Below are 20371 nucleotides of genomic sequence, written 5' to 3'. Positions count from 1 at the left end.
AATTTGATGGAAAGCGCCTGAAACAGGGCGTTTTTCTTTTTGGTAAAAGGCCAAGAAATCTCTGGAATAAGTGCGCTATAATAGTAGTAATGACTGATGAAAACCCACAATTTAATACCTGGTTTGAAGGCCAAAACGAAACGGATGAACTGTTGCGCAATGCTGCCGCCAATGAAACGGAGCACTCTGATGAATTATCATTGCGCCCTAAGTATCTCCGAGAATACATTGGACAAGGACCGTTAAAAGAAGAGCTGGCCGTCTACTTAAAGGCTGCTAAGATGCGTGAAGAAGCCTTGGATCACGTTCTCTTGTTTGGACCACCGGGACTAGGAAAGACAACGTTGGCGATGATTATTGCCAACGAACTGGGCGTCCATTTAAAGACCGCTTCCGGGCCGGCGATTGAAAAGGGCGGCGACTTGGTTGCCTTGCTGAATGGCTTGGAACCTGGGGATGTCCTCTTCATCGATGAAATTCACCGCCTGCCAACCAATGTGGAAGAAATGCTCTATTCCGCGATGGAAGATTATTTCATCGACATTATGGTTGGCCAGGGCCCAACCGCGCGTGCGGTTCACTTTCCTTTGCCACCTTTTACCTTGGTGGGCGCAACAACTCGACCAGGGATGCTATCAAAGCCCCTCCGAGATCGGTTTGGGATTATTAATTCCTTGGAGTACTACCAACCAGAAGACCTCCAGCAAATTGTGACCCGAACGGCCGACATTTTTGATGCGCCGATTACCAAGGAAGGGGCCTACGCGGTCGCTTCACGGTCACGAGGAACACCGCGAATTGCCAACCGGCTGTTGAAGCGGGTTCGTGACTTTGCTCAGGTATCGAGTCAGGCTGCCATTGATACGGATTTGGTCGAAATGGCCTTGGATAAGCTTCGTGTTGATCAAAAGGGGTTGGATGATACCGACCATAAGTTGCTCAATGCGATGATTGATTTTTACCATGGGGGCCCGGTCGGTTTGAATACCATTGCGGCTAACATTGGCGAAGAAGCGGATACGTTGGAAGCGATGGTGGAACCATATTTGCTGCAGTTAGGCTTCATTCAGCGGACACCGCGTGGTCGAGTGGTCACTGAGGCAGCTTACCGGCACCTTGGTCGTCCTGTTCCAGCAGAAAAATAGCAAATAAAAATTTTCGGCCATGAGAAAAATTGTGGCCGAGACTTTCTTGTTTTATGTAAAAGAATTGAAAAAGAGATTTATGACTGAAGAAAAGCACTACCAATTATCAGATTTTGACTACCATTTGCCACAGGAATTGATTGCGCAAACACCGTTAAAGGACCGTGACACCTCACGATTACTGGTGTTAAATGCCGATACTGGTGCTTACGAAGATAAGCATTTTTATGATATTTTAGAATATTTGCAGCCAGGGGATGCCCTAGTAATGAACAATTCCCGGGTTTTGCCAGCACGTTTGCACGGTGTTCGTCCCGAAACGGGTGGCCATGCCGAAGTTTTGTTGCTGCGCCAAGACCATGATGATGTTTGGGAGACCTTGGTGAAGCCAGCCAAAAAGTCGCCGATTGGATCGACGATTGTCTTTGGGGATGATCCGGCTCATCCTGTTATGACTGCGACCGTGGTTGGTGAACTGGAACACGGTGGTCGCTTTGTCGAATTTTCTTATGATGGGATTTTTATGGAACGGTTGAACGAATTGGGTGAAATGCCGTTGCCACCTTACATTAAGGAAAAATTGGACGATCAGGAACGTTATCAAACGGTTTATTCAAAGGTCGATGGTTCGGCCGCTGCGCCAACTGCCGGTTTGCATTGGACGCCGGAATTGCTGCAGAAGGTGGCCGATAAGGGAGTTGACCTAGTCGAACTGACCCTCCACGTTGGTTTGGGAACCTTCCGTCCAGTGGAAGAAGATAATATCGAAGACCACAAGATGCATTCGGAATTTTATCAATTGAGTGAAGACGCTGCCGCCAAGTTGAATCAAACACGGGCGCGCGGTGGTCGAATCGTGGCCACTGGTACGACATCGATTCGGACTTTGGAGACGATTGGTTCCAAATTTGCTGGCGAAATTCAGGCTGATTCGGGGTGGACTGACATCTTTATTAAGCCTGGTTATCAGTGGCAGGTGGTGGATGCCTTTATCACGAACTTCCATTTGCCAAAATCAACGCTAGTGATGCTAGTGGCGGCCTTTACTGGTCGGGAAAACATTTTGAATGCCTATGAGCATGCCGTTGAGGAGAAATACCGTTTCTTCTCCTTCGGGGATGCGATGTACATTCATCGATAAGAAAAAGACTGTCCGGAATGGACAGTCTTTTTTGTGTTGCTGATGTTATTCGGCAGCTTCGATGGCCTTGTGAACCATGGTTAGGTCAGTTAAATCAGCGGCCTTAAAGTCGGCGTTATCAACTGGCAAAACCTGTTCGATGGTATCGAGCAATTGAACTTTGACCGTGGCGTTCAAAACTTTTCCAGTGAGAACGTGACCGGAAAGGTTGTGGTCATCGGCAAGGAAGTGTGAGTGGAAACCGGCAACGGTAACCCCTTGGTAAATGGCTGGTGCATAGTAAGACAAAAGGCGACCCTTAACTTTTGTGCCGTTAAAGACTTGTTGCTTTTCAGCGGCTTCTGTCAAAGAAGGGTAAGGCTTTTGGCTACCAGCTGCAGACCGAGTGGTCATCGTCTCAAATTCACCTTCGACCAAAAGAGCAACAAATTGATTTTGTGCCCGAAGAGCTGCAACGGCATTATTCAAAACTTCTTCTAGTGAATCGTTTTCGGCTTGGCCGAAATCTTTGAAGTCGCCATGGTGAGCGGCAGCAAAGGGAGTAGTAAAGCTAGCGTCTGGTGTTTCACATTCGCCAGAAACTAAAGTGTGATATGCCTTGCCGTCCAAAATAATTAACTCACCATCGAGTCCTTGTCCGGTTCCGATTCCAAAATCACCGTGCTTGAGAAGGTCGCCGATTGACATCGTTCCATCAAGGAGGCTATTGGCAAGTAATTGCATGGTACCGACTTGAAATAAAGTAGAGTTTGACATGAAAATTATCCTTTCAAAATTTCTAAGTATTTTCATTGTACTCCTAATATCTCAAAATGTGGTAGGAATTCGACTAATTCGGTTCAGTTATTGACCGTGTTATAATAAGGATTATGAAAAGTTATCAAACAAATAATCCCAAAGCGACTCAAGCTTTGGCTAAAAAATTAGCGGACTTGGTTTATCCTGGCTTGGTGGTCACCTTGCAAGGCGACCTTGGTGCCGGCAAGACCACCTTTACCCAAGGTTTGGCTGCTGCTCTTGGCATACAAAGTCGGGTTAAAAGTCCGACTTTTAATATTTTGAATACCTATGAAGAGGGCCGGATTCCCCTGTATCACTTTGATGCCTACCTGTTGGAAAACGCCGGTGCGGCTGATCAGGGCTTTGAAGACTACCTGGGGACGGACGGTGTCACCTTAATTGAGTGGCCACAATACATGGCTGATTTGTTACCCAATGATCGGTTAGAAATGACCTTTACTCGTTTAGGTGAGGGTGAAAGTGATCGAGAAATCACGGTTCGTGGCATCGGCCAAGCTGAAGAAATTGAGGAGAAGCTCGACTAATGGCAGCGGAAACGGACATGACTGAATATCAATATTCACTGCAAGGGCTTGATTTGAGCCAGGCCCAAGCTGCGCAAGACTTGTTGACTGTTTTAAAGCAGGAATCGGATACCTTTGAGTTGGCCGAAGCGCGTGACTCATTGGCCCAACAGGAGCAAGATGAATCCTTGGTAGCCGCCGCAGCCCAACCGCAAAAGACTTGGCTATTGTGGGCCAATGCCAAAAACGGTAAGCAACTACAGGTTGGGATTGCCTCAATTGCCGACGGTGAAGTTGGCATTGCCATTTTGGCCGAGCATCAAGGCCGGGGACTAGGTCGGTTAACAATGGAAGCCTTGATTGACTGGGCAAAAAAAGTTGGTTATGACCGGTTATGGCTGGATGTTGATGAAACGAATGAGGTTGCTCGACACTTATACCACACGTTGGGCTTTGTCGAGGTTGGTGAGGATACTATGCCGATTTTATTGCAATCCGGTCGCCAAGCAAACTTAGTAAAGATGGAGCTGATTTTAGCATGAATTTTGCCGCCTTTGATTTTGAAACGGCCAGCAATGAACGCCACTCGGCCGTTTCATTGGCCCTGGTCGTTGTTCGCGATAATAAAGTTGTCGATCAATTTTATTCGTTGATTAAGCCACCAACGGCCTTTTCGGCCCGGAATTCTCAAATTCATGGCATTTATCCCAAGGACGTTATCAATGCGCCGACATTTGCTGAGATTTGGCCGACAATCGCGCCCTTGTTTACGGAAGAAAAGCTGATGGTGGCGCATAATGCGACCTTTGATGCTTCGGTTTTGCGTGCTTGTTTGGATTATTACCGCTTGCCGGAAGCCCATTACCAGCTGTTAGACACAGTGAAGACGTCGCGGCGTTTATTGCCGGATTTGGCCAACCACAAATTAAATACGGTTTCGGCCGCTTTGAAAATTGAGCTGGAAAATCATCACAATGCCTTGGCTGATGCCTTAGCCTGTGCTGAAATCTTGATTTACCAAAGCGAGATGTTTGGCAATGATGTTTTAAAAGAATACGTCAGAAACAAATAAAAAATGCTGGATTAAATCCAGCATTTTTTGTTTACAAATTAATTTCTAATTGGATGGGGGCGTGGTCCTGGCGTGCGCCGGTATCAACGACAAAGCTGTCCGTGACCTTGTCGGCAATGCGGTTCGACACGAGGTAGTAATCAATCCGCCAACCCGAATTGTTGACCTTAGAAGTTTTAACTCGTTGGGCCCACCAGCTATAGATGTTTGGGGTACCAGGGTTTTTAGCTCGCATGGTATCGGTGTACCCGGCGTCTAATAGTAGGGTGAATTTTTCCCGTTCTTCATCGGTAAAGCCAGCCGAGTGATGGTTGGTGCTAGGATGCTTCAAATCAATTTCTTCATGGGCAACGTTGAAGTCACCAGAGAAGATGACTGGTTTCTTGGCATTGAGGCCGTCGATATAGGCGCGGTAGGCATCGTCCCACATTTGTCGGTCGGCTAAGCGGTCCAGACCAGACCCGGCATTTGGTGTGTAGACCGTTGAAACGTAGAAGTTTGGAAATTCTAGGGTGACAATGCGGCCTTCTTGATCCATTTCGCCCGGTGCACCGATGGTTGGATAATCAACTGCTAGGGGTTCTTCTTTTGAAATCATCATTGTCCCAGCGTAGGACTTGCGGGCAGTCGAAGAGTTGGTGTAGATATGGTAGTCCGGAAAGAGTTCAGTGAGCGCCGCCAAATGTTTTTTAGTCAGGCCAGTGTCCTTTAACTTGGTTTCCTGGATGGCTAAGACGTCTGGCTTGGCTGCGGCCAAGTTTTCCAACACGCCCCAGGTCATCTTACCGCGGTCAGAGCTATGCTCCACGGCTGCGTTGATTGAGTCAATGTTCCAAGAGATGAATTTCATTGGTTAAAACTTCCTTTTACTGTGCCATTTTAGAGATGGGGTTCTTGTTCTGCCATCTTTTTCATGTACTGTGGTAATTGTTTTGCAATTGCCGTGGGGAGGGTGACGTAGTTTGTTTTCGCTAGTTCTGCTGCAATGGCCGAATGGGTATAGACTGCTGCCAAGACGGCCTGGCCCAATGGATGGAACTGACCAGCAAAGGTGGCAATGATACCAGCTAAGGTGTCACCCATGCCACCGGTGGCCTGATAGGGGCCACCGACGGTCAATTGGTAAACTTCATTTTCCAAGTATACCTGAGTCTGGTCTGACTTCAAAACTAAAATTGGTTCGGGATTCATACTGACAAGCGCTTCCCAATTATTGTCTTCTTTGTCCTGGTCAGCGATGGGCACCTCGCCAAAGCGTTGCCACTCCATTTGGTGGGGGGTTAAAACAATTTGGCCGGCGGGAAGGGGTAATTGATAGCTAGCCATTAGGGTGAGTGCTGATCCGTCGAGAATCACGACCTGTTCATCCTTGGTTTTATTTAAAACTTTTTTGAGGACATCGATGCTCTCACCCAGACCCGAACCGATTAACACGACGTCAACACTTTCAAGTAGCTTGGTGAAATCACTGTGATAGTCAATCACCATGGCTTCGGGCAAACGTGAGTGAATGGCGGTTTTATTGACTGAATCAGTGGCGACGGTCACTAAGCCCGCACCGGCATAAACGGCGGCCTGGGCATTCATAATGGCGGCGCCGCCAAGATTTTTGTCACCCGCAACGATTAAAATTTTGCCGAAAGTACCCTTGTGTGACTGCTTGGGACGTTTGTTCACAACGGTTTGCACAATTGTTTCAGTTAAATTAATCATTTTTTCACCTCTCTGATAAGCATTTTACACTTCAGGTGTGTATAATGAAAATCATAATGAGAAAATTATGAAAACGGTGAGAGCAACGTGAGTTGCCACAGCGTAAGGGGGTCATTTGGATGATTGATTGGCAAGCAAAGGCGAAGGAAGAAGAACAAGCTTACCTCGCTGATTTGAAAGATTTTTTGAAGATTGCTTCAGTACGAGATGATAGTCAGGCAACTGAAGACGCACCGCTTGGTCCTGGGCCAAAGGACGCCTTGGTTCATATTTTGGCCTTGGCCGACCGTGATGGTTTTGTGACCAAGAATATTGATAATTTAGCCGGTTACATTGAAATCGGGCCAAAAGATGCTGATGAATACGTGGCTTTGTTGTCACACGTTGACGTGATGCCTGCCGGTGAGGGTTGGGAGACTGACCCATTTGATCCAGTGATTGAAGATGGTAAGGTGATTGCCCGTGGTGCCTCTGATGATAAGGGACCAGGTTTGGCCGCTTATTATGGGTTCAAGATGATTCGTGACTTGAACTTGCCACTAAAGCGCCGTGTTCGTTTGATTTTTGGAACGGATGAAGAAAATGACTGGACGGGGATGACTCGTTACTTTGAAGTTGAACCAGCGCCGGCCTTTGGTTTCTCACCAGATGCCGAATACCCAATTATTAATGGGGAAAAGGGAAACTTGCAGGTTAACCTGACTTCACCAGCTACAAATGGGGATGCCGTTAAGTTGGAAGTCTTTGACTCAGGAATCCGGACAAACATGGTGCCGGGTGTTGCCCGAGCTACTGTTACTGGTTTGCCAACTGACCAAACGATTGCTGATTTCGCCGCCTTTTTGGCCGAAAACAAGCAGGTGCGCGGAACGGTTACACCAGAAGGCGATGAATTGAAGTTTGAGTTGCTCGGTAAGCAAGTTCACGGTTCTTTGCCAGAAACTGGTGAAAATGCCGGAACTTACTTGGCTAAGTTCTTGAAGCAATATGACTTTGGTGGTACTGCTGCCTTCTTCTTGAAGTATCTGGGTGAATTGTCACATGACGACCCAACTGGAAAGAAGCTCGGCGTTGCCTACGAGGATGACGTGATGGGACCTTTGTCAATGAACGTCGGAATTCAAAAGTTTGACTTGAAAGATGGCGTCTTTATTAACTTTAACTTCCGTTATCCAAAGGGAATTGAACCTGAATTCATCGAAAAGCAATTAGATGAAGCCCTGCCTGAATGGGATTATCAAGCCAAGATTGGTGGCCATGCGCAGGTACCGCACTACGTGTCACCTGAAGACCCAGTTGTAAAGACTTTGTTGAAGATTTACCATGATCAAACTGGTTTGGAAGCCCATGACCAGGTGATCGGTGGTGGAACTTACGGCCGTTTGATGAAGCGTGGGGTGGCCTTTGGGGCCTTGTTCCCAGACTCACCTGATACAATGCACCAAGTTGGTGAATTTGCCCTCGTTGACGACCTCGTTCGTTCAATGGGAATCTATGGTCAAGCCATTGTTGATTTGGCCAACTTACCTGAATAATTAGTTTAAAGAAAAGTCCGATTAACGTATCGGGCTTTTTTAATTTTCTTGGATTTGGATTATGGCAAATTTTAGTTGGGTAAATTCTGTATAATGGCAATAACTTAGAATTTTTCTTAAAAAAGGAGCCGCAGATGACCCCAGAAAAGTATTTTGAAGAATTTACCGATAATGATCAATTAATAGAGGAAATCAAAAATATCCAAAAATTTCGCGAAGAGCGAGCTAAAGATTCGTTTGGTTTTCTCCCTAGGCCGGATTTTTTTGCAGGGAAGTATCCCGTTACCGACGCGGAAATTCGGGCCATCTTGGCAGTAGCAAAGAAAATTTTGGTTGACCGGGGTGGCGCTTATCCACTTAGCCAAGTCGAGTTACTGGATGAACTTTTTCAACAAAAGGTACCGCTGATTAGTAAGATTCAGGTAGAGGCCTTTGGCTATTTTGCTGGGCTCAGACGCGATACTTTTAAGATTCAAGGTGAGGATGTTTTGGCTAAAACAGAATATCGGTCGATGGCTGAATTAGCTAGTCGCATCCAAAGGGAAGAAACTGATCAAAGAGTGATGGGTAAGGATGAATTCTTAGAAAAGATTAGGAAGATGCACCTAGGAGAGTGGCGATTTTACTATACCCAACCTGAAATTATGGATGGAACACAATGGAGTATTGATGTTTACTTCAACCAAGGGGAAGACGTCATTAATTATCATGGTAGTAATGCCTATCCAAGCAATATTGCAGAATTTTCCAAGTTTTTATCTTTGGATTTAGGGGTGTAAAAGTTGGTTGTTAAAATGGCACAGTTAAAAGGATTGTGCTAATCAGTTCAGTAAGCCAATCAAATCAACGGATGGATCACATTTGGTCTAGTTAATTTTATTTTGGTCACTTTTTAGCCCAGATTTGCCCAAAAAGGCAAAAGTTAGGCGAATGGATCTGATGCCTGACCTTGATAAAATCGGCTATTTGGTCTAAAATTATATAGAACTTATTTTTGGAGGATTTAACATGTCTAAATGGACAGCTGCTGCGGATGCAAACCGCGGTACACTAGAATTTTCAATCGCTCAAGCTGATGTGCAAAACGCATTGCAACCAGCTTTTGACAAGAACAAGAACCAAATTGCCGTACCTGGTTTCCGTAAGGGAAAGGTACCAATGTCACTTTTCTTGCAAAAGTTTGGTGAAGAAGCCTTGTACCAAGATGTAATGGACATCGTTTTGCCAGCCGCTTATGAAGCAGCTGTTGCAGAACAAGGCATTACTGTTGTTGGTCGCCCTGACATCATGCCTGTTTCAATGGACAAGGGTGCTGACTGGCAATTGAAGGCTGAAGTAGCCGTTGCCCCTGAAATCAAGTTGGGTGACTACACTGGCTTGACTGTTGAAAAGCAAGACGCTTCTGTCTCAGACGAAGATGTTGATGCTGAAATCAAGCGCCAACAAGAAAACCAAGCTGAATTGGTTTTGCAAGAAGACGGAACTAAGGCTGAAAACGGCGACACTGTCGTAATCGACTTTGATGGTTCTGTTGATGGCGACCACTTTGATGGTGGTCAAGCTAAGGATTATTCTTTGGAATTGGGCTCAGGCTCATTCATTCCTGGCTTTGAAGACCAATTGGTTGGTCACGTAGCCGGCGATGATGTTGACGTTAAGGTTACTTTCCCAGAAGAATACCAAGCAAAGGATTTGGCTGGTAAGGAAGCTTTGTTCGAAGTTAAGCTTCACGAAATCAAGCGCAAGTCATTGCCTGATTTGGATGATGAATTCGCTAAGGACGTCGATGAAGACGTTGACACTTTGGCCGAATTGAAGGAAAAGACTAAGAAGAACTTGCAAGAAGCTCGCGAAAGCGCTGCTAAGGATGCATTCGAAGATGCAGCCGTGCAAGCCGCAGTTGATAACGCCGAAGTTGTTGGTGGTGACTTGCCACAAGAAATGATCAATGAAGATGTTGATCGTCAAATGCAACAATACTTGGCTCAATTGCAACAACAAGGTATCTCACCAGACATGTTCTTCCAGATTTCAGGACAAACTCAGGAATCATTCCGGAAGCAATTTGAAGAAGGTGCTGACAACCGTGTCAAGACAAACTTGGTCTTGGAAGCAATTGTTAAGGCTGAAAAGATTGACCCAAGTGCAGACGAAGTTGCTGCTGAAGTGAAGTCATTGGCTGACCAATACAACATTTCAGAAGAACAAGTTAAGCAATCATTGACTGATGCTTTGTTGAAGCACGACATTGCAATGAAGGCAGTCGTTGATAAGATTGTTTCATCTGCAAAGGCTAAGTAAGCCGTTAAAAAGCCCGGTTGGGCTTTTTTTCTTACATAGCCGATTAATTAGTTGCGGCAAACAATTTTTGGATTAGACTTGGTTTTAAGCCAGTGAAGTATTGAAATTGAGGGGGATGTCATGGTTCAAACACCAAATGAAACCACTCCAGTCCACTGCTCTTTTTGTGGTAAGGATGCTGATGAAGTGAAGAAGCTTGTTGCTGGGCCTGATGGGCTCTACATTTGTAATGAGTGTATTGCCTTAGCTGATCAAATTATTCAAGAAGAAATGCAAGTTGACCAGCAGGAGCAGCAATTGGCATTGCCAACGCCAAAGGAAATCGTGGCGAATTTGAACGATTATGTCATTGGACAAGAAGATGCCAAAAAGACCTTGGCAGTGGCGGTCTATAACCACTATAAGCGAGTGAACGAAAACGCTTTGAAGACCACGGACGTGGAATTGCAAAAGTCAAACATCGCCTTACTTGGTCCTACTGGTTCTGGTAAGACCTATTTGGCACAGTCATTGGCTAAGATTTTGCAGGTGCCATTTGCCATCGCTGATGCAACGACTTTGACGGAAGCCGGTTATGTCGGTGAAGATGTTGAAAACATCTTGCTAAAGCTGTTGCAGGCGGCTAATTTTGACGTCGAATCAGCACAGCGAGGCATTATCTATGTCGATGAAATTGACAAGATTGCTAAAAAGTCTGAAAACGTTTCAATTACCCGTGATGTTTCGGGTGAAGGTGTTCAGCAGGCGTTGTTGAAGATGCTAGAAGGAACAATCGCTTCAGTGCCACCTCAGGGTGGTCGTAAGCACCCACAGCAAGAATTGATTCAAGTTGATACAACGAACATCCTGTTTATTGTTGGTGGGGCCTTTGCCGGCTTGGACACGTTGATTAAGGAACGCTTGGGTAGCCGAGTGATTGGTTTTGGTTCAAGTACGACGGACCAAGCCAAGGCCTTGGACAATCCAAATGTCTTAGAAAATGTGGAACCAGAAGATTTGACGAAATTTGGTTTGATTCCGGAATTTATTGGTCGTTTGCCAATTATTACGGTTTTGGATGAATTGGACGTTGATGATTTGACTCATATTTTGACGCAACCAAAGAACGCTTTGGTTAAGCAATATAAGGCCTTGTTAGGTCTGGATAATGTTGAGTTGGAATTCCAACCAGCAGCCCTTTCGGCCATGGCTAATTTGGCTATTGATCGTGGTACGGGTGCCCGTGGATTACGCTCAATCATTGAAAATGTGATGAAGGACATTATGTATGAAATCCCAAGTCGCGACGATATCGAAAAGGTTGTAATTACCAAGGCTTCTGTTACTTCTGGTAAGGCACCAAACTTAGTTTTGAAGAAAGATAAAAAGGATTAATTATGGACGTTCATAACGTTGAAATGGTGATGTCAGCCGTTTCACCAACACAATATCCAACGGATGGTCGCCCTGAATTTGCTCTGGTTGGCCGGTCAAATGTGGGTAAGTCATCTTTGACCAATACATTGATCAACCGGAAAAATTTTGCCCGAACTTCGAGTCAACCTGGAAAGACCCAGACATTGAACTTCTATGATGTCGAAGGCGAATTATACTTCGTCGATGTGCCTGGTTACGGCTATGCCAAGGTGTCAAAGAAGAAACGGGAAGCCTTTGGTCAAATGATTGAGACCTACATTACCTCACGTAAGCAACTCCGCGGGGTGATTTCTTTGGTCGATGCCCGTCATAAGCCCAGTGAAGAAGATATTATGATGTACAACTGGCTGGACTATTACAATATCCCAATCTTATTGGTGGCAACCAAGGCCGATAAGATTGCTCGGGGAAAATTAAACCAAGCAGAATCAATTATTAAAAAAGCCGTTGAATTTGATGGAACAAATTCCGACTTTCAATTCTTCTCATCCGTTACCAAGTCTGGAAAAGATGAAGTTTGGCAATGGATTGAAGAACGGTTGTGATTTTGTAAAATTACAACTATACCATTGACTATTTTGGTCTTCTGTTTACAATAATAGGTAGGAGGTAATCGTAATGGCACAAGATACAGCTATTTTTGCTGGGGGATGTTTTTGGTGCATGGTAGAGCCCTTTGACTCATTACCAGGCATTGAAAAGGTTCGCTCAGGCTATACCGGTGGCCACGTGGCTAACCCAACCTATGAAGAAGTTTGCTCACATACAACAGGGCATACCGAAGCAGTTAAAATTTGGTTTGATCCCGACAAGTTTTCTTACAAGGACTTGGTTGAATTGTACTGGCAGGTAGCCGACCCAACCGATGCGATGGGTCAATTTGCCGACCGTGGTGATAGTTATCGTCCGGTCATCTTCGTTAATTCGCCAGAGCAGCGTCAGGTCGCTGAAGCTTCAAAGAAGGCCTTAAATGAATCTGGCCGTTTTGATCAGCCAATCGTGACGTCAATCGAAGATGCAAAGCCATTTTACGAGGCGGAAGAGTACCACCAGGACTTCTACAAGAAAGATCCACTGCGTGAAGCTGCCATGATGGCACCGCGGCACCAGTATCAGGAAAAGTATTGGGGGGACAAGTAACCATGGCAAAGTATGATCAAGAAGAATTGAAGCAACGGTTGACATCGGAGCAATACGAAGTGACACAAAATGCTGCCACTGAACGAGCTTTCACTGGTAAGTACGACCAGTGGTGGGATGACGGTATCTTTGTTGATATCGTTTCTGGAGAACCATTGTTTTCATCAACTGACAAGTATGATTCAGGCTGTGGCTGGCCATCATTTACTAAAGGAATTGATGACGTTGAATTGAATGAATCAACCGACAATTCATTTGGTATGACTCGGACGGAAGTTCGGTCAAAGGATGCCGACTCACATTTGGGTCACGTCTTTAACGACGGCCCAGCAGACCAGGGTGGCTTGCGTTACTGCATTAACTCAGCCTCACTGCGCTTTGTACCAAAGGCCGATCTTGAAAAAGAAGGCTACGGCAAGTATTCTTACTTGTTTAACTAAGATAATAGTTTATTAAAAATCCTCCGTTCAAATTGAATGGGGGATTTTTTAGTATGATAATCATTTTTTAGAGACTAACAGGAATTGCCCTTTTAGTTATAAATAAGGCGTTAAATAGCTTCTTTGAATTCTTTGTAATGTTTAAGTAAAAATTTTGTAAAAATAGATTGATTTATAACATATTAGTGCTAGAATATAATCAAAGTTTAGAAAAAGGGGATTCATTTATGGCAACCTTACGCGATGGATTAAAAGAAAACCGTGAATCATTTGAAAAGGCTAAGGACAAGCAGGCGCGAGAACATGCTGCTGAAGCCCATGAAAATAATAATCACGACCGTGCTGAACATCATGAGCACAAAGATGCCCGATATGACAATGAGGATTTTGAGTCTGAGAAAAAGGATTTTGAGGGGAAATAATTATGGAAGAAAAGCATGAATTTGAAGCAGCAGATGCCCGTGAAGTGGAAAACGCTAAGCGCAAGGATGAGCGTTTGGCTAAGCAAGCTGAATTCTCAAAATCTTCTCATGAGAGCCGCGAAAAGTTGGACGAAAAATAATCAAATAAAACACTGATAATATGAGTTCTCAAGTTTATTCATACCATTAACCTGTGCTCAGGACTGATTCCGATATTTAATCGGCGTCAGTCCTTTTCGTTTGCCCTGAAATTGTTTTGGATTGTCGTGATGAATAGATTTTTTAAGCGTGGGGGAGAAAAACAAACGAAATTGGTCAGAATGCTTGAATGTCAGTAAAGCTACGATTGAAAAAGTCTAATGTCAGGAAAGCTGAGGTCTAAGCTAATTTGATAAAAAAAGTGTGCTAGAATGGGTAAAAATTAGAGTGATATGTAGTGAATTGGAAAGGAAACGGCGATGGTAAAAAGTTATGTAGTGGACGCATTTGCAAATGAGATTTTCAAAGGAAATCCTGCAGCCGTTTTGTTTGTTGACGAATTTCCTAGTGACCAATTGATGCAAAATATCGCGATGGAAAATAAGTTATCCGAAACCGCATTTGCCATTAAGCGCGATGATAATCACTATGATTTACGTTGGTTTTCACCAGCCGGTGAAATTGATCTTTGCGGCCATGCGACGCTCGCGACTGGTTTTTTGGTGTACCAACAGGCGGCGCCAAAAGATGGTGGGCCGGTGGTCTTCAAGACACAAAGTGGTGACCTGACCGTGACCAAAAAAGATAACCTATACGAAATGGACTTCCCAACCTATGAAATGAAGGCGGTACCGGTAACAGAGGCAATGACTGAAGCTTATGGATTGCGTCCAGAAGCTGCTTACCTAGGACGTGATTTACTCTGTGTCTTTCCTCAAGGAACAGATGTCGCTGGTATGGACCCGGACATGGAGAAGTTAAAGAAGCTTGATGGGATGGCTCAGCATGCCACGGCAGTGGTTGATTCAAAGTATGACTGCGTGTCACGTTCGTTTGCGCCGAAGCTAGGGATTAATGAAGATCCGGTCTGTGGTAGTGGTCACTGCCATATCGCGCCGTACTGGTCACAGCGGTTAGGCAAGCACGAGCTGACTGCTTATCAGGCTTCCCCTCGCTCTGGCGTTTTGCACTGTGATTATCAAGGTGACCGCACTAAACTTAGTGGTGAGGCGATTTTGTATTCACAAAATGAGGTTAATTTAGCAATATAAAAAACACACCTGATGGTGTGCTTTTTGATTGGGATTCTTCTAATCGCGATAGCTAAAGAATGGACTTTGTGTGTTTGCCAGTGGCATACAAAATTGTGTTGCCAAATAAGAGTAAAATAATTAGGGAAAGCCAATTATCACTTTTGAAGACAAAAAAGAAACAAACAATAAAAACTATCGTAAATGTTGCCGGTACAACGAAATGTACCCACATTTTAAAACTAAACTTGACAATTATCGCTTGCGTCAAAATGACTAGCATTGAAATCACGATAAAGGCCGACTTTTCCCCCGCCATACTCTCACGTCCCCACGTCTTCGATAAATATTCTCAACATATCTAGTTTAGCATATTTTCTAATAAAATTTTAATGAATTGAGATAAAAATTAATTACTGTTAAGCTGTAAACATAACAAAAAAACTTTTTAGGAGACATGATGAAGACGATTACGAAGCAATTCGCCCTGGCCACTCTGGTATATCTTTTTTTGTTTTTAATTGATAATTTGGTGGAGTTGTTGCTCATCCAAGAGGCGGGCGAAAAGACGACTTTGACCGCAGTCAAAATGTTGACTGTGATGCAAGACGGTGTTTTATATACTAACTTTTCAGGTCATTTGGGCATTATTGTGACCTACGCATTGTTTCTCTTTCTTTGGGGATTTATTTATTATCGTTTTATTTACAAGCACGACGCTTTTCCATTTGAAAATTTACTTTTTTGGCGTTAAAAAGTCGGGCACCCACTGTGCCCGTCTTTTATTTAGATCAATTGGTTGTTGATTCGCCGCCTACTAACTTAGACTTCTTGAATGGCAAGCAGGATACCAGCCAGCATGAGGGCGATCGGCAAAATATAGTTGCCCATCGCATGAGTCTGACCTAAGTTATTAAAAATGGCGCTGAGGCCAATTGTCATCACAAAACTGGCGCTGAGAAACTTTAGCCGTTGATTAGCGCGGGTGTTATTTTTGCGAAAGTGTGGAACAATCAGTGTTAGGCAACCACTAAAATGATTAAAATGGCCAAAACCATCACGTGAATCGACATGAGGATTTCCTTTCTGCTGCAGTGGTCTTCTCTTGCGATGAGGCTTGAGTTGACGGCTGTTAACTGCCGGTATTGTAACATAGGCAAGATTAAAATTAGTTATAAATGGGGTCCGCCTCAATTTGATGGTGACAGTTGAAATATACGAAAAATTAAAATAATATTAGAACGATTAAAATGTGATATACTGCTTCCAAGGTATTGTTCGTGATTTATTTGATAAAAGAACAGTTGATCGAATATTGTTATTAAATTTCACTTGGGGGATTAGATTTATGAAGGAAGTTGGCTCAACACTCGTTAAGCGAGGAATGGCACAGATGCAAAAGGGTGGCGTGATTATGGACGTTGCCAATGTGGAACAGGCGAAAATTGCCGAAGCGGCTGGGGCTGTTGCTGTTATGGCTTTGGAACGAGTGCCATCGGATATTCGGGCAGCTGGTGGTGTTGCGCGAATGTCAGATCCAGCCATGATTGAAGAAATTATGGCTGCCGTAACCATTCCCGTGATGGCTAAGGCGCGAATTGGTCATATTGCCGAAGCTCATGTATTGGAAAGTGTCGGGGTTGACTACATTGATGAAAGTGAAGTTTTGACGCCGGCCGATGATAATTACCATATCAACAAGCATGATTTTACTGTTCCGTTTGTCTGTGGTTGTCGTGATTTAGGTGAAGCTTTGCGCCGGATTGGCGAAGGGGCCTCAATGTTGCGGACAAAGGGTGAACCGGGAACTGGTGACGTGGTGGAAGCGGTTCGGCACATGCAAAAGGTCAACGAACAAATTCGCCACATCCAAAATGAAAAGCCGGAACATTTAATGGCGATTGCTCGTGATTTGCGGGCGCCGTTGGAGTTAGTACAGGAAATTCACGAAACTGGTAAGTTGCCCGTCGTGAACTTTGCTGCCGGTGGAATTTCAACGCCAGCTGATGCGGCCTTGATGATGAACCTTGGTGCTGATGGTGTCTTCGTTGGTTCTGGAATCTTTAAGTCGGAAAATCCCGAGAAGTTTGCCAAGGAAATTGTGGCAGCCACTGCTAATCCAACCGATTATCATTTGATTGCTGAAGTTTCGAAGAATCTTGGTGCACCAATGAAGGGTATTGATACTGCGACTTTGCATGATGAAGACAAGATGGCCCCTCGCGGTATTTAAGGGGGTTAGGCATGAAAATTGGTGTATTAGATTTACAGGGTGCGGTTGACGAACATTTGCAGATGTTGGCCCAATGTGGGGTAATTGGCAAAAAAGTTTTGACGGTTGCTGATTTAGACGGAATTGATGGCTTGATTATTCCTGGTGGGGAAAGTACAGCCATTATGAACCTTTTGCAGAAGTTTGAAATGTTGCCGGCCCTGAGGGACAAAGTGGCGGCAGGACTACCGGTTTTTGGGACTTGTGCCGGCTTAGTTCTCCTAGCCCGGCCTGATGCCTTAGCTGGCTTTGACGGTGAAGTCGAGCGAAATGGCTTTGGCCGGCAAAAGGATAGTTTCCAGGAAGATGTAACGGTTGCGGGCTTTAACAAACCATTTCCGGGCGTATTTATTCGGGCACCGTATTTGAAAAGCGTTGGTAAGGATGTCCAGGTCTTGGCCAAGATTGATGATGATCGCATTATTGCGGTTCAGCACAATCATATTTTAGCAACGGCCTTCCACCCGGAGTTGTCTGTCGATACTCGGTTGCATGAGTTATTTATACAAATGGTGACAGCAGCAAATTGATTAAAAAAGAAGAATCAAACGATTCTTCTTTTTTTGTGTTACGCTGTCCCCAAGTGAGTTTTTAAAATAATGGCAAGAGCCAGTCGAATATACTGTTCGGAAAAAACTTTGCGGGAGGGGGAATTCAAATGAGGAATAACATTTATCGTTGGGCCGCACTTTATCCAAGGACTTTTTCGATTGTGATTGTGGTCTTGATTAACTTGATTTATTTGCTGTTACTGCAAGCTTTTGGTGGTGGGCAAAATTTGCTGATGAATCTGAAAAGTAGTCTCTGGAACATTGTCGGCTTTGCCGTTTTAATGTTATTGAGCTGGCTGTGGACCAGGTTTATTAATCGCAAAAAGTAAAAAGAACACCCGCGGGTGTTCTTTTTATTTTTGGAGTTCTTGGTTGAGACGGTTGATTGTTTTCTTAGCGATGCTCATCGAAATCCACCACGTGATGACGTAAGTCAAAATAAAGGTGAGAGTATAACAGGTTAGGCTGGCAACTGAAAGTGGGAACCAGCCGGCTATAATTGCTAGGAATGTGAAGCCGGTAAAGGTAACGGTAAAGTGGAGGACAGACTGCTTGGTAATGCTATAGCGGTCGTTTTGGTAGATGATACTACCTAGGCTAAAGACAATGCCCATCAACGCCCAGAGAATAATTGAAACGTTTACGGCAGATAGGGGACGGTCAAAATGTTCCGTAAAGGTTGTGCTGGATGGGCTGAAGTTTTTTGAACCATACAAGTAGGAAAAAAATAATGCCATTAAAAGACCAATATTGATGCCGATTGAGGCTCCAACTAACATTTTCTTGATGATTTTCATGAGTGTAAATCCTCCTTCTTAATTTTTCGCATGTAGCGCCTTGAGGCAAAAGTGAATTGCCCATCTTTGAAAACAACCTGATAGGCACCGGTCTTACTCAGGGCAAAGCGGTCGATAAAATGCCGGTTAACTAGTTCAGATTGCGAGATTTGAATAAAAATTTTTGCTGGTAAAAATTCGGCCAATTCGTAAATTCGTTTTTTCAGTTTATAGCGTTGTCCCTCAATCTGACAAAAGACGTCTTGCTGTTCGGTATAGATGCGTTCGATTTGGTCTAGGCTCACCTGCCGGTAATCGTCGTTATCCTTAATGAAGAGGGTTGAATGCTCAACGATGGACTGAATTTTTTGCTCTAAATAAATAATTTCTGCTGTTTGTTTTTTAGCAGTAATCAGAATGCTTGGGCTGGTCGCATTTGGATTAATGTTGACTGATACCTTCATTTGAATCTCCTTTGATTACTTTTCATGAATTTACTCTAAAACAAATTAACTAAAAAAGCTCGCGATAACCGATATTTGGTTTCCTGACTAGCATAAGTGGTCAACTCGGGATAATAAATGCACTCTATCGGTAGATTTGGTCAGCCAGCAAAGCATTTTTTAAAGGGCTGGCCATCTTTGGTATAATAGTACTAATATCCGCTGGAACGAAATGTCGCAGCGCTTTGATCAAAAGATACAAAAAGTTAGGAAAACTGATGGTCAAGAAAAACTTAGTCAAAGCAAACTTAACGGGTGATCGCATTGGTGTGTTCTTTGGAACATTAGCACCGATGCATATTGGTCATCAAGCTGAGATTTACAAGGCAGCCGCCCTCAATGACGGGGTGGTGGTGATTACTTCTGGGTATACCGGCGACCGTGGGGACCAAATTGGTTTGCCGGTTGAGAAGCGTTTTCGCTATTTGCGGGAAGCCTTTAATGATGAAGACACCATTAAGGTTGATTACATTAACGAGGATGATATTCCACAAATGCCAAATGGTTGGCAAGAATGGACGGACCGGTTAACGGAGACTATCCAACGAAATATTGTCAATCCGGATGCACTGATTACGCTTTATACCGGTGAAGCTGACTACAAGGAAATGCTGGAAAAGATGTTGCCAAAGGATGGCCGTTTCCGCGTTTCTTTGATGGATCGGACGATTTTGAAGGTGTCGGCGACGGCGGTCCGCAACGACCCGTTGGGTAACTGGGACTATATTAATCGCGTCTTTCGGCGCCACTTTGCCAAGAAGATTTTGGTGGTTGGGGCACCACAAACGGGAAAGTCAACTTTGACTCGTCGTTTGGCGCGGACTTCGAATTCACCATTTTCGGTTGAATTCTCGCGGACTTACCAAGAACAATCAAACGTATTTGATAGCGAATTGCTTCTAAAAGATTATTCGCGGATTATTCAGGGGCAGTATGATGCCAATTCAAACGAAATTAATTCGCCGGCTAACAACGGTTTGACCTTCTTTGATACGGATGCAATGGTGACGATGGCTGAGGCCAGGGCCTGGCTGCCAAAGGAAGATTTGACCCGGCTGTTGCCACTCTTTGAAAATACGATTGCCGAAGAAGACCTGGATTTGATTTTGGTGATTCCGCCAACAGTCGCCGTACAAAATGGTGCTGATGCCGAGGAAAGTGAAATCTTTGATATGCACTTGTGGCAAGTAATTAAAGATTATGGTTTTTATGATAAGGCTGTTGCCTTGGACCGGGTGGGGGAAGCCGATGACCCCGCCGGTTATTATGCTCGCTACATGCAGGCTTTGGAGATTATTGAAGATAAGGTTGGTATTAACCTGACAAAGGTTTAAGCCAAATGTGGTCCGACCAACGTTGGACTTTTTTATTCTAAACTTTAACTTGGCAGTTTATCCTATTGAGAAAGATT

Annotated in this window: 25 protein-coding genes; 20 read left to right on the top strand and 5 right to left on the bottom strand. The window is 44.3% G+C overall.

Going from position 1 to position 20371, the window contains the following annotated elements:
• Window positions 1-89 precede the first annotated feature (89 nt).
• Both ruvB and queA read left to right on the top strand, forming a co-directional pair.
• Entirely contained in the window at window positions 90-1145 is a 1056-nt protein-coding gene (gene ruvB, locus BLW39_RS03235; protein ID WP_059377651.1) for a Holliday junction branch migration DNA helicase RuvB, read from the top strand.
• A gap of 79 nt (window positions 1146-1224) precedes the next feature.
• Window positions 1225-2286, top strand: coding sequence for a tRNA preQ1(34) S-adenosylmethionine ribosyltransferase-isomerase QueA (gene queA / locus BLW39_RS03230; RefSeq protein ID WP_059377649.1), 1062 nt, complete (start codon window positions 1225-1227; stop codon window positions 2284-2286).
• Between the two features lie 45 nt (window positions 2287-2331).
• Here queA and budA read toward each other — a convergent pair whose 3' ends face one another.
• Window positions 2332-3042 (bottom strand): acetolactate decarboxylase, encoded by a 711-nt coding sequence (gene budA / locus BLW39_RS03225; RefSeq protein ID WP_059377646.1) that lies wholly within the window; start codon window positions 3040-3042, stop codon window positions 2332-2334.
• 113 nt (window positions 3043-3155) lie between these two features.
• Between budA and tsaE the strand changes: the two genes are divergently transcribed.
• Genes tsaE through BLW39_RS03210 form a run of 3 tightly spaced genes read left to right on the top strand, consistent with a single transcriptional unit; the run spans window position 3156 to window position 4662 of the window.
• A complete protein-coding gene (gene tsaE / locus BLW39_RS03220) occupies window positions 3156-3611 on the top strand; it encodes a tRNA (adenosine(37)-N6)-threonylcarbamoyltransferase complex ATPase subunit type 1 TsaE (protein ID WP_059377643.1) in 456 nt (151 codons plus the stop codon).
• The gene (locus tag BLW39_RS03215; RefSeq protein WP_059377638.1) at window positions 3611-4132 is read left to right on the top strand and encodes a GNAT family N-acetyltransferase; all 522 of its coding nucleotides are present in this window, start codon (window positions 3611-3613) and stop codon (window positions 4130-4132) included. Before tsaE ends, BLW39_RS03215 begins: the two co-directional genes overlap by 1 nt.
• Window positions 4129-4662 carry a 3'-5' exonuclease gene (locus tag BLW39_RS03210; protein ID WP_059377630.1) on the top strand — a complete coding sequence of 178 codons (534 nt, stop codon included), beginning with the start codon at window positions 4129-4131 and terminating at the stop codon, window positions 4660-4662. Before BLW39_RS03215 ends, BLW39_RS03210 begins: the two co-directional genes overlap by 4 nt.
• 31 nt (window positions 4663-4693) lie before the next feature.
• On the opposite strand, the gene BLW39_RS03205 is transcribed toward BLW39_RS03210, so the two are convergent.
• Together BLW39_RS03205 and BLW39_RS03200 are read right to left on the bottom strand one after the other, a co-directional pair.
• The gene (locus tag BLW39_RS03205; protein ID WP_059377623.1) at window positions 4694-5512 is read right to left on the bottom strand and encodes an exodeoxyribonuclease III; all 819 of its coding nucleotides are present in this window, start codon (window positions 5510-5512) and stop codon (window positions 4694-4696) included.
• A 29-nt stretch (window positions 5513-5541) separates the two neighbouring features.
• Entirely contained in the window at window positions 5542-6375 is an 834-nt protein-coding gene (locus tag BLW39_RS03200; RefSeq protein ID WP_059377618.1) for an NAD(P)H-hydrate dehydratase, read from the bottom strand.
• Between the two features lie 119 nt (window positions 6376-6494).
• Here BLW39_RS03200 and pepV point away from each other — a divergent pair, with 119 nt between their 5' ends.
• The 14 genes from pepV (at window position 6495) to BLW39_RS03130 (ending at window position 18010) form a co-directional block, all read left to right on the top strand.
• The gene (gene pepV / locus BLW39_RS03195) at window positions 6495-7910 is read left to right on the top strand and encodes a dipeptidase PepV (protein ID WP_059377611.1); all 1416 of its coding nucleotides are present in this window, start codon (window positions 6495-6497) and stop codon (window positions 7908-7910) included.
• A 134-nt stretch (window positions 7911-8044) separates the two neighbouring features.
• Entirely contained in the window at window positions 8045-8689 is a 645-nt protein-coding gene (locus tag BLW39_RS03190) for a hypothetical protein (protein ID WP_059377607.1), read from the top strand.
• A gap of 229 nt (window positions 8690-8918) precedes the next feature.
• The gene (tig, locus tag BLW39_RS03185) at window positions 8919-10211 is read left to right on the top strand and encodes a trigger factor (protein WP_059377604.1); all 1293 of its coding nucleotides are present in this window, start codon (window positions 8919-8921) and stop codon (window positions 10209-10211) included.
• Between the two features lie 120 nt (window positions 10212-10331).
• Entirely contained in the window at window positions 10332-11585 is a 1254-nt protein-coding gene (clpX, locus tag BLW39_RS03180) for an ATP-dependent Clp protease ATP-binding subunit ClpX (protein ID WP_059377597.1), read from the top strand.
• Window positions 11586-11587: 2 nt separating this feature from the next.
• On the top strand, window positions 11588-12172 hold the full coding sequence (yihA, locus tag BLW39_RS03175; RefSeq protein ID WP_059377590.1) for a ribosome biogenesis GTP-binding protein YihA/YsxC: 585 nt from the start codon (window positions 11588-11590) through the stop codon (window positions 12170-12172).
• Between the two features lie 73 nt (window positions 12173-12245).
• Entirely contained in the window at window positions 12246-12767 is a 522-nt protein-coding gene (gene msrA / locus BLW39_RS03170; protein WP_059377585.1) for a peptide-methionine (S)-S-oxide reductase MsrA, read from the top strand.
• A 2-nt stretch (window positions 12768-12769) separates the two neighbouring features.
• Window positions 12770-13207, top strand: a complete 438-nt coding sequence (gene msrB, locus BLW39_RS03165) for a peptide-methionine (R)-S-oxide reductase MsrB (protein WP_059377578.1) — start codon at window positions 12770-12772, stop codon at window positions 13205-13207.
• A gap of 227 nt (window positions 13208-13434) precedes the next feature.
• On the top strand, window positions 13435-13629 hold the full coding sequence (locus tag BLW39_RS03160; RefSeq protein ID WP_059377566.1) for a hypothetical protein: 195 nt from the start codon (window positions 13435-13437) through the stop codon (window positions 13627-13629).
• Window positions 13630-13631: 2 nt separating this feature from the next.
• A complete protein-coding gene (locus BLW39_RS07015; protein WP_158705824.1) occupies window positions 13632-13769 on the top strand; it encodes a hypothetical protein in 138 nt (45 codons plus the stop codon).
• Window positions 13770-14087: 318 nt separating this feature from the next.
• Window positions 14088-14879: a PhzF family phenazine biosynthesis protein gene (locus BLW39_RS03155; RefSeq protein WP_059377563.1), complete on the top strand. Its 792-nt coding sequence runs from the start codon at window positions 14088-14090 to the stop codon at window positions 14877-14879.
• Window positions 14880-15315: 436 nt separating this feature from the next.
• Window positions 15316-15612 (top strand): hypothetical protein, encoded by a 297-nt coding sequence (locus BLW39_RS03145; protein WP_148666468.1) that lies wholly within the window; start codon window positions 15316-15318, stop codon window positions 15610-15612.
• 594 nt (window positions 15613-16206) lie between these two features.
• Complete coding sequence (pdxS, locus tag BLW39_RS03140; protein ID WP_074717741.1) at window positions 16207-17091, top strand: pyridoxal 5'-phosphate synthase lyase subunit PdxS; 885 nt, start codon at window positions 16207-16209, stop codon at window positions 17089-17091.
• Between the two features lie 11 nt (window positions 17092-17102).
• Window positions 17103-17660, top strand: a complete 558-nt coding sequence (gene pdxT / locus BLW39_RS03135; protein WP_059377538.1) for a pyridoxal 5'-phosphate synthase glutaminase subunit PdxT — start codon at window positions 17103-17105, stop codon at window positions 17658-17660.
• Window positions 17661-17788: 128 nt separating this feature from the next.
• Window positions 17789-18010: a hypothetical protein gene (locus tag BLW39_RS03130; RefSeq protein ID WP_059377530.1), complete on the top strand. Its 222-nt coding sequence runs from the start codon at window positions 17789-17791 to the stop codon at window positions 18008-18010.
• 24 nt (window positions 18011-18034) lie between these two features.
• Here BLW39_RS03130 and BLW39_RS03125 read toward each other — a convergent pair whose 3' ends face one another.
• Window positions 18035-18478 carry a DUF3021 domain-containing protein gene (locus BLW39_RS03125; RefSeq protein WP_059377526.1) on the bottom strand — a complete coding sequence of 148 codons (444 nt, stop codon included), beginning with the start codon at window positions 18476-18478 and terminating at the stop codon, window positions 18035-18037.
• Entirely contained in the window at window positions 18475-18921 is a 447-nt protein-coding gene (locus BLW39_RS03120; RefSeq protein WP_059377519.1) for a LytTR family DNA-binding domain-containing protein, read from the bottom strand. The genes BLW39_RS03125 and BLW39_RS03120 overlap by 4 nt, the downstream gene beginning before the upstream one ends.
• A 257-nt stretch (window positions 18922-19178) precedes the next feature.
• Between BLW39_RS03120 and BLW39_RS03115 the strand changes: the two genes are divergently transcribed.
• Window positions 19179-20294, top strand: coding sequence for an AAA family ATPase (locus BLW39_RS03115; RefSeq protein ID WP_059377514.1), 1116 nt, complete (start codon window positions 19179-19181; stop codon window positions 20292-20294).
• The last annotated feature ends 77 nt before the right edge of the window (window positions 20295-20371 follow it).

Source organism: Fructobacillus pseudoficulneus (assembly GCF_900108455.1).
Taxonomy (GTDB): Bacteria; Bacillota; Bacilli; order Lactobacillales; family Lactobacillaceae; genus Fructobacillus; species Fructobacillus pseudoficulneus.
Note: the sequence above shows the minus strand (reverse complement) of the source record. Positions and strands in the feature narration are given on the sequence as shown.

Coding starts and splice junctions, on each gene's coding strand:
- ruvB (WP_059377651.1), top strand. CDS start 90: ATGACTGATGAAAACCCACAATTTAATACCTGGTTTGAAGGCCAAAAC.
- queA (WP_059377649.1), top strand. CDS start 1,225: ATGACTGAAGAAAAGCACTACCAATTATCAGATTTTGACTACCATTTG.
- budA (WP_059377646.1), bottom strand. CDS start 3,042: ATGTCAAACTCTACTTTATTTCAAGTCGGTACCATGCAATTACTTGCC.
- tsaE (WP_059377643.1), top strand. CDS start 3,156: ATGAAAAGTTATCAAACAAATAATCCCAAAGCGACTCAAGCTTTGGCT.
- BLW39_RS03215 (WP_059377638.1), top strand. CDS start 3,611: ATGGCAGCGGAAACGGACATGACTGAATATCAATATTCACTGCAAGGG.
- BLW39_RS03210 (WP_059377630.1), top strand. CDS start 4,129: ATGAATTTTGCCGCCTTTGATTTTGAAACGGCCAGCAATGAACGCCAC.
- BLW39_RS03205 (WP_059377623.1), bottom strand. CDS start 5,512: ATGAAATTCATCTCTTGGAACATTGACTCAATCAACGCAGCCGTGGAG.
- BLW39_RS03200 (WP_059377618.1), bottom strand. CDS start 6,375: ATGATTAATTTAACTGAAACAATTGTGCAAACCGTTGTGAACAAACGT.
- pepV (WP_059377611.1), top strand. CDS start 6,495: ATGATTGATTGGCAAGCAAAGGCGAAGGAAGAAGAACAAGCTTACCTC.
- BLW39_RS03190 (WP_059377607.1), top strand. CDS start 8,045: ATGACCCCAGAAAAGTATTTTGAAGAATTTACCGATAATGATCAATTA.
- tig (WP_059377604.1), top strand. CDS start 8,919: ATGTCTAAATGGACAGCTGCTGCGGATGCAAACCGCGGTACACTAGAA.
- clpX (WP_059377597.1), top strand. CDS start 10,332: ATGGTTCAAACACCAAATGAAACCACTCCAGTCCACTGCTCTTTTTGT.
- yihA (WP_059377590.1), top strand. CDS start 11,588: ATGGACGTTCATAACGTTGAAATGGTGATGTCAGCCGTTTCACCAACA.
- msrA (WP_059377585.1), top strand. CDS start 12,246: ATGGCACAAGATACAGCTATTTTTGCTGGGGGATGTTTTTGGTGCATG.
- msrB (WP_059377578.1), top strand. CDS start 12,770: ATGGCAAAGTATGATCAAGAAGAATTGAAGCAACGGTTGACATCGGAG.
- BLW39_RS03160 (WP_059377566.1), top strand. CDS start 13,435: ATGGCAACCTTACGCGATGGATTAAAAGAAAACCGTGAATCATTTGAA.
- BLW39_RS07015 (WP_158705824.1), top strand. CDS start 13,632: ATGGAAGAAAAGCATGAATTTGAAGCAGCAGATGCCCGTGAAGTGGAA.
- BLW39_RS03155 (WP_059377563.1), top strand. CDS start 14,088: ATGGTAAAAAGTTATGTAGTGGACGCATTTGCAAATGAGATTTTCAAA.
- BLW39_RS03145 (WP_148666468.1), top strand. CDS start 15,316: ATGATGAAGACGATTACGAAGCAATTCGCCCTGGCCACTCTGGTATAT.
- pdxS (WP_074717741.1), top strand. CDS start 16,207: ATGAAGGAAGTTGGCTCAACACTCGTTAAGCGAGGAATGGCACAGATG.
- pdxT (WP_059377538.1), top strand. CDS start 17,103: ATGAAAATTGGTGTATTAGATTTACAGGGTGCGGTTGACGAACATTTG.
- BLW39_RS03130 (WP_059377530.1), top strand. CDS start 17,789: ATGAGGAATAACATTTATCGTTGGGCCGCACTTTATCCAAGGACTTTT.
- BLW39_RS03125 (WP_059377526.1), bottom strand. CDS start 18,478: ATGAAAATCATCAAGAAAATGTTAGTTGGAGCCTCAATCGGCATCAAT.
- BLW39_RS03120 (WP_059377519.1), bottom strand. CDS start 18,921: ATGAAGGTATCAGTCAACATTAATCCAAATGCGACCAGCCCAAGCATT.
- BLW39_RS03115 (WP_059377514.1), top strand. CDS start 19,179: ATGGTCAAGAAAAACTTAGTCAAAGCAAACTTAACGGGTGATCGCATT.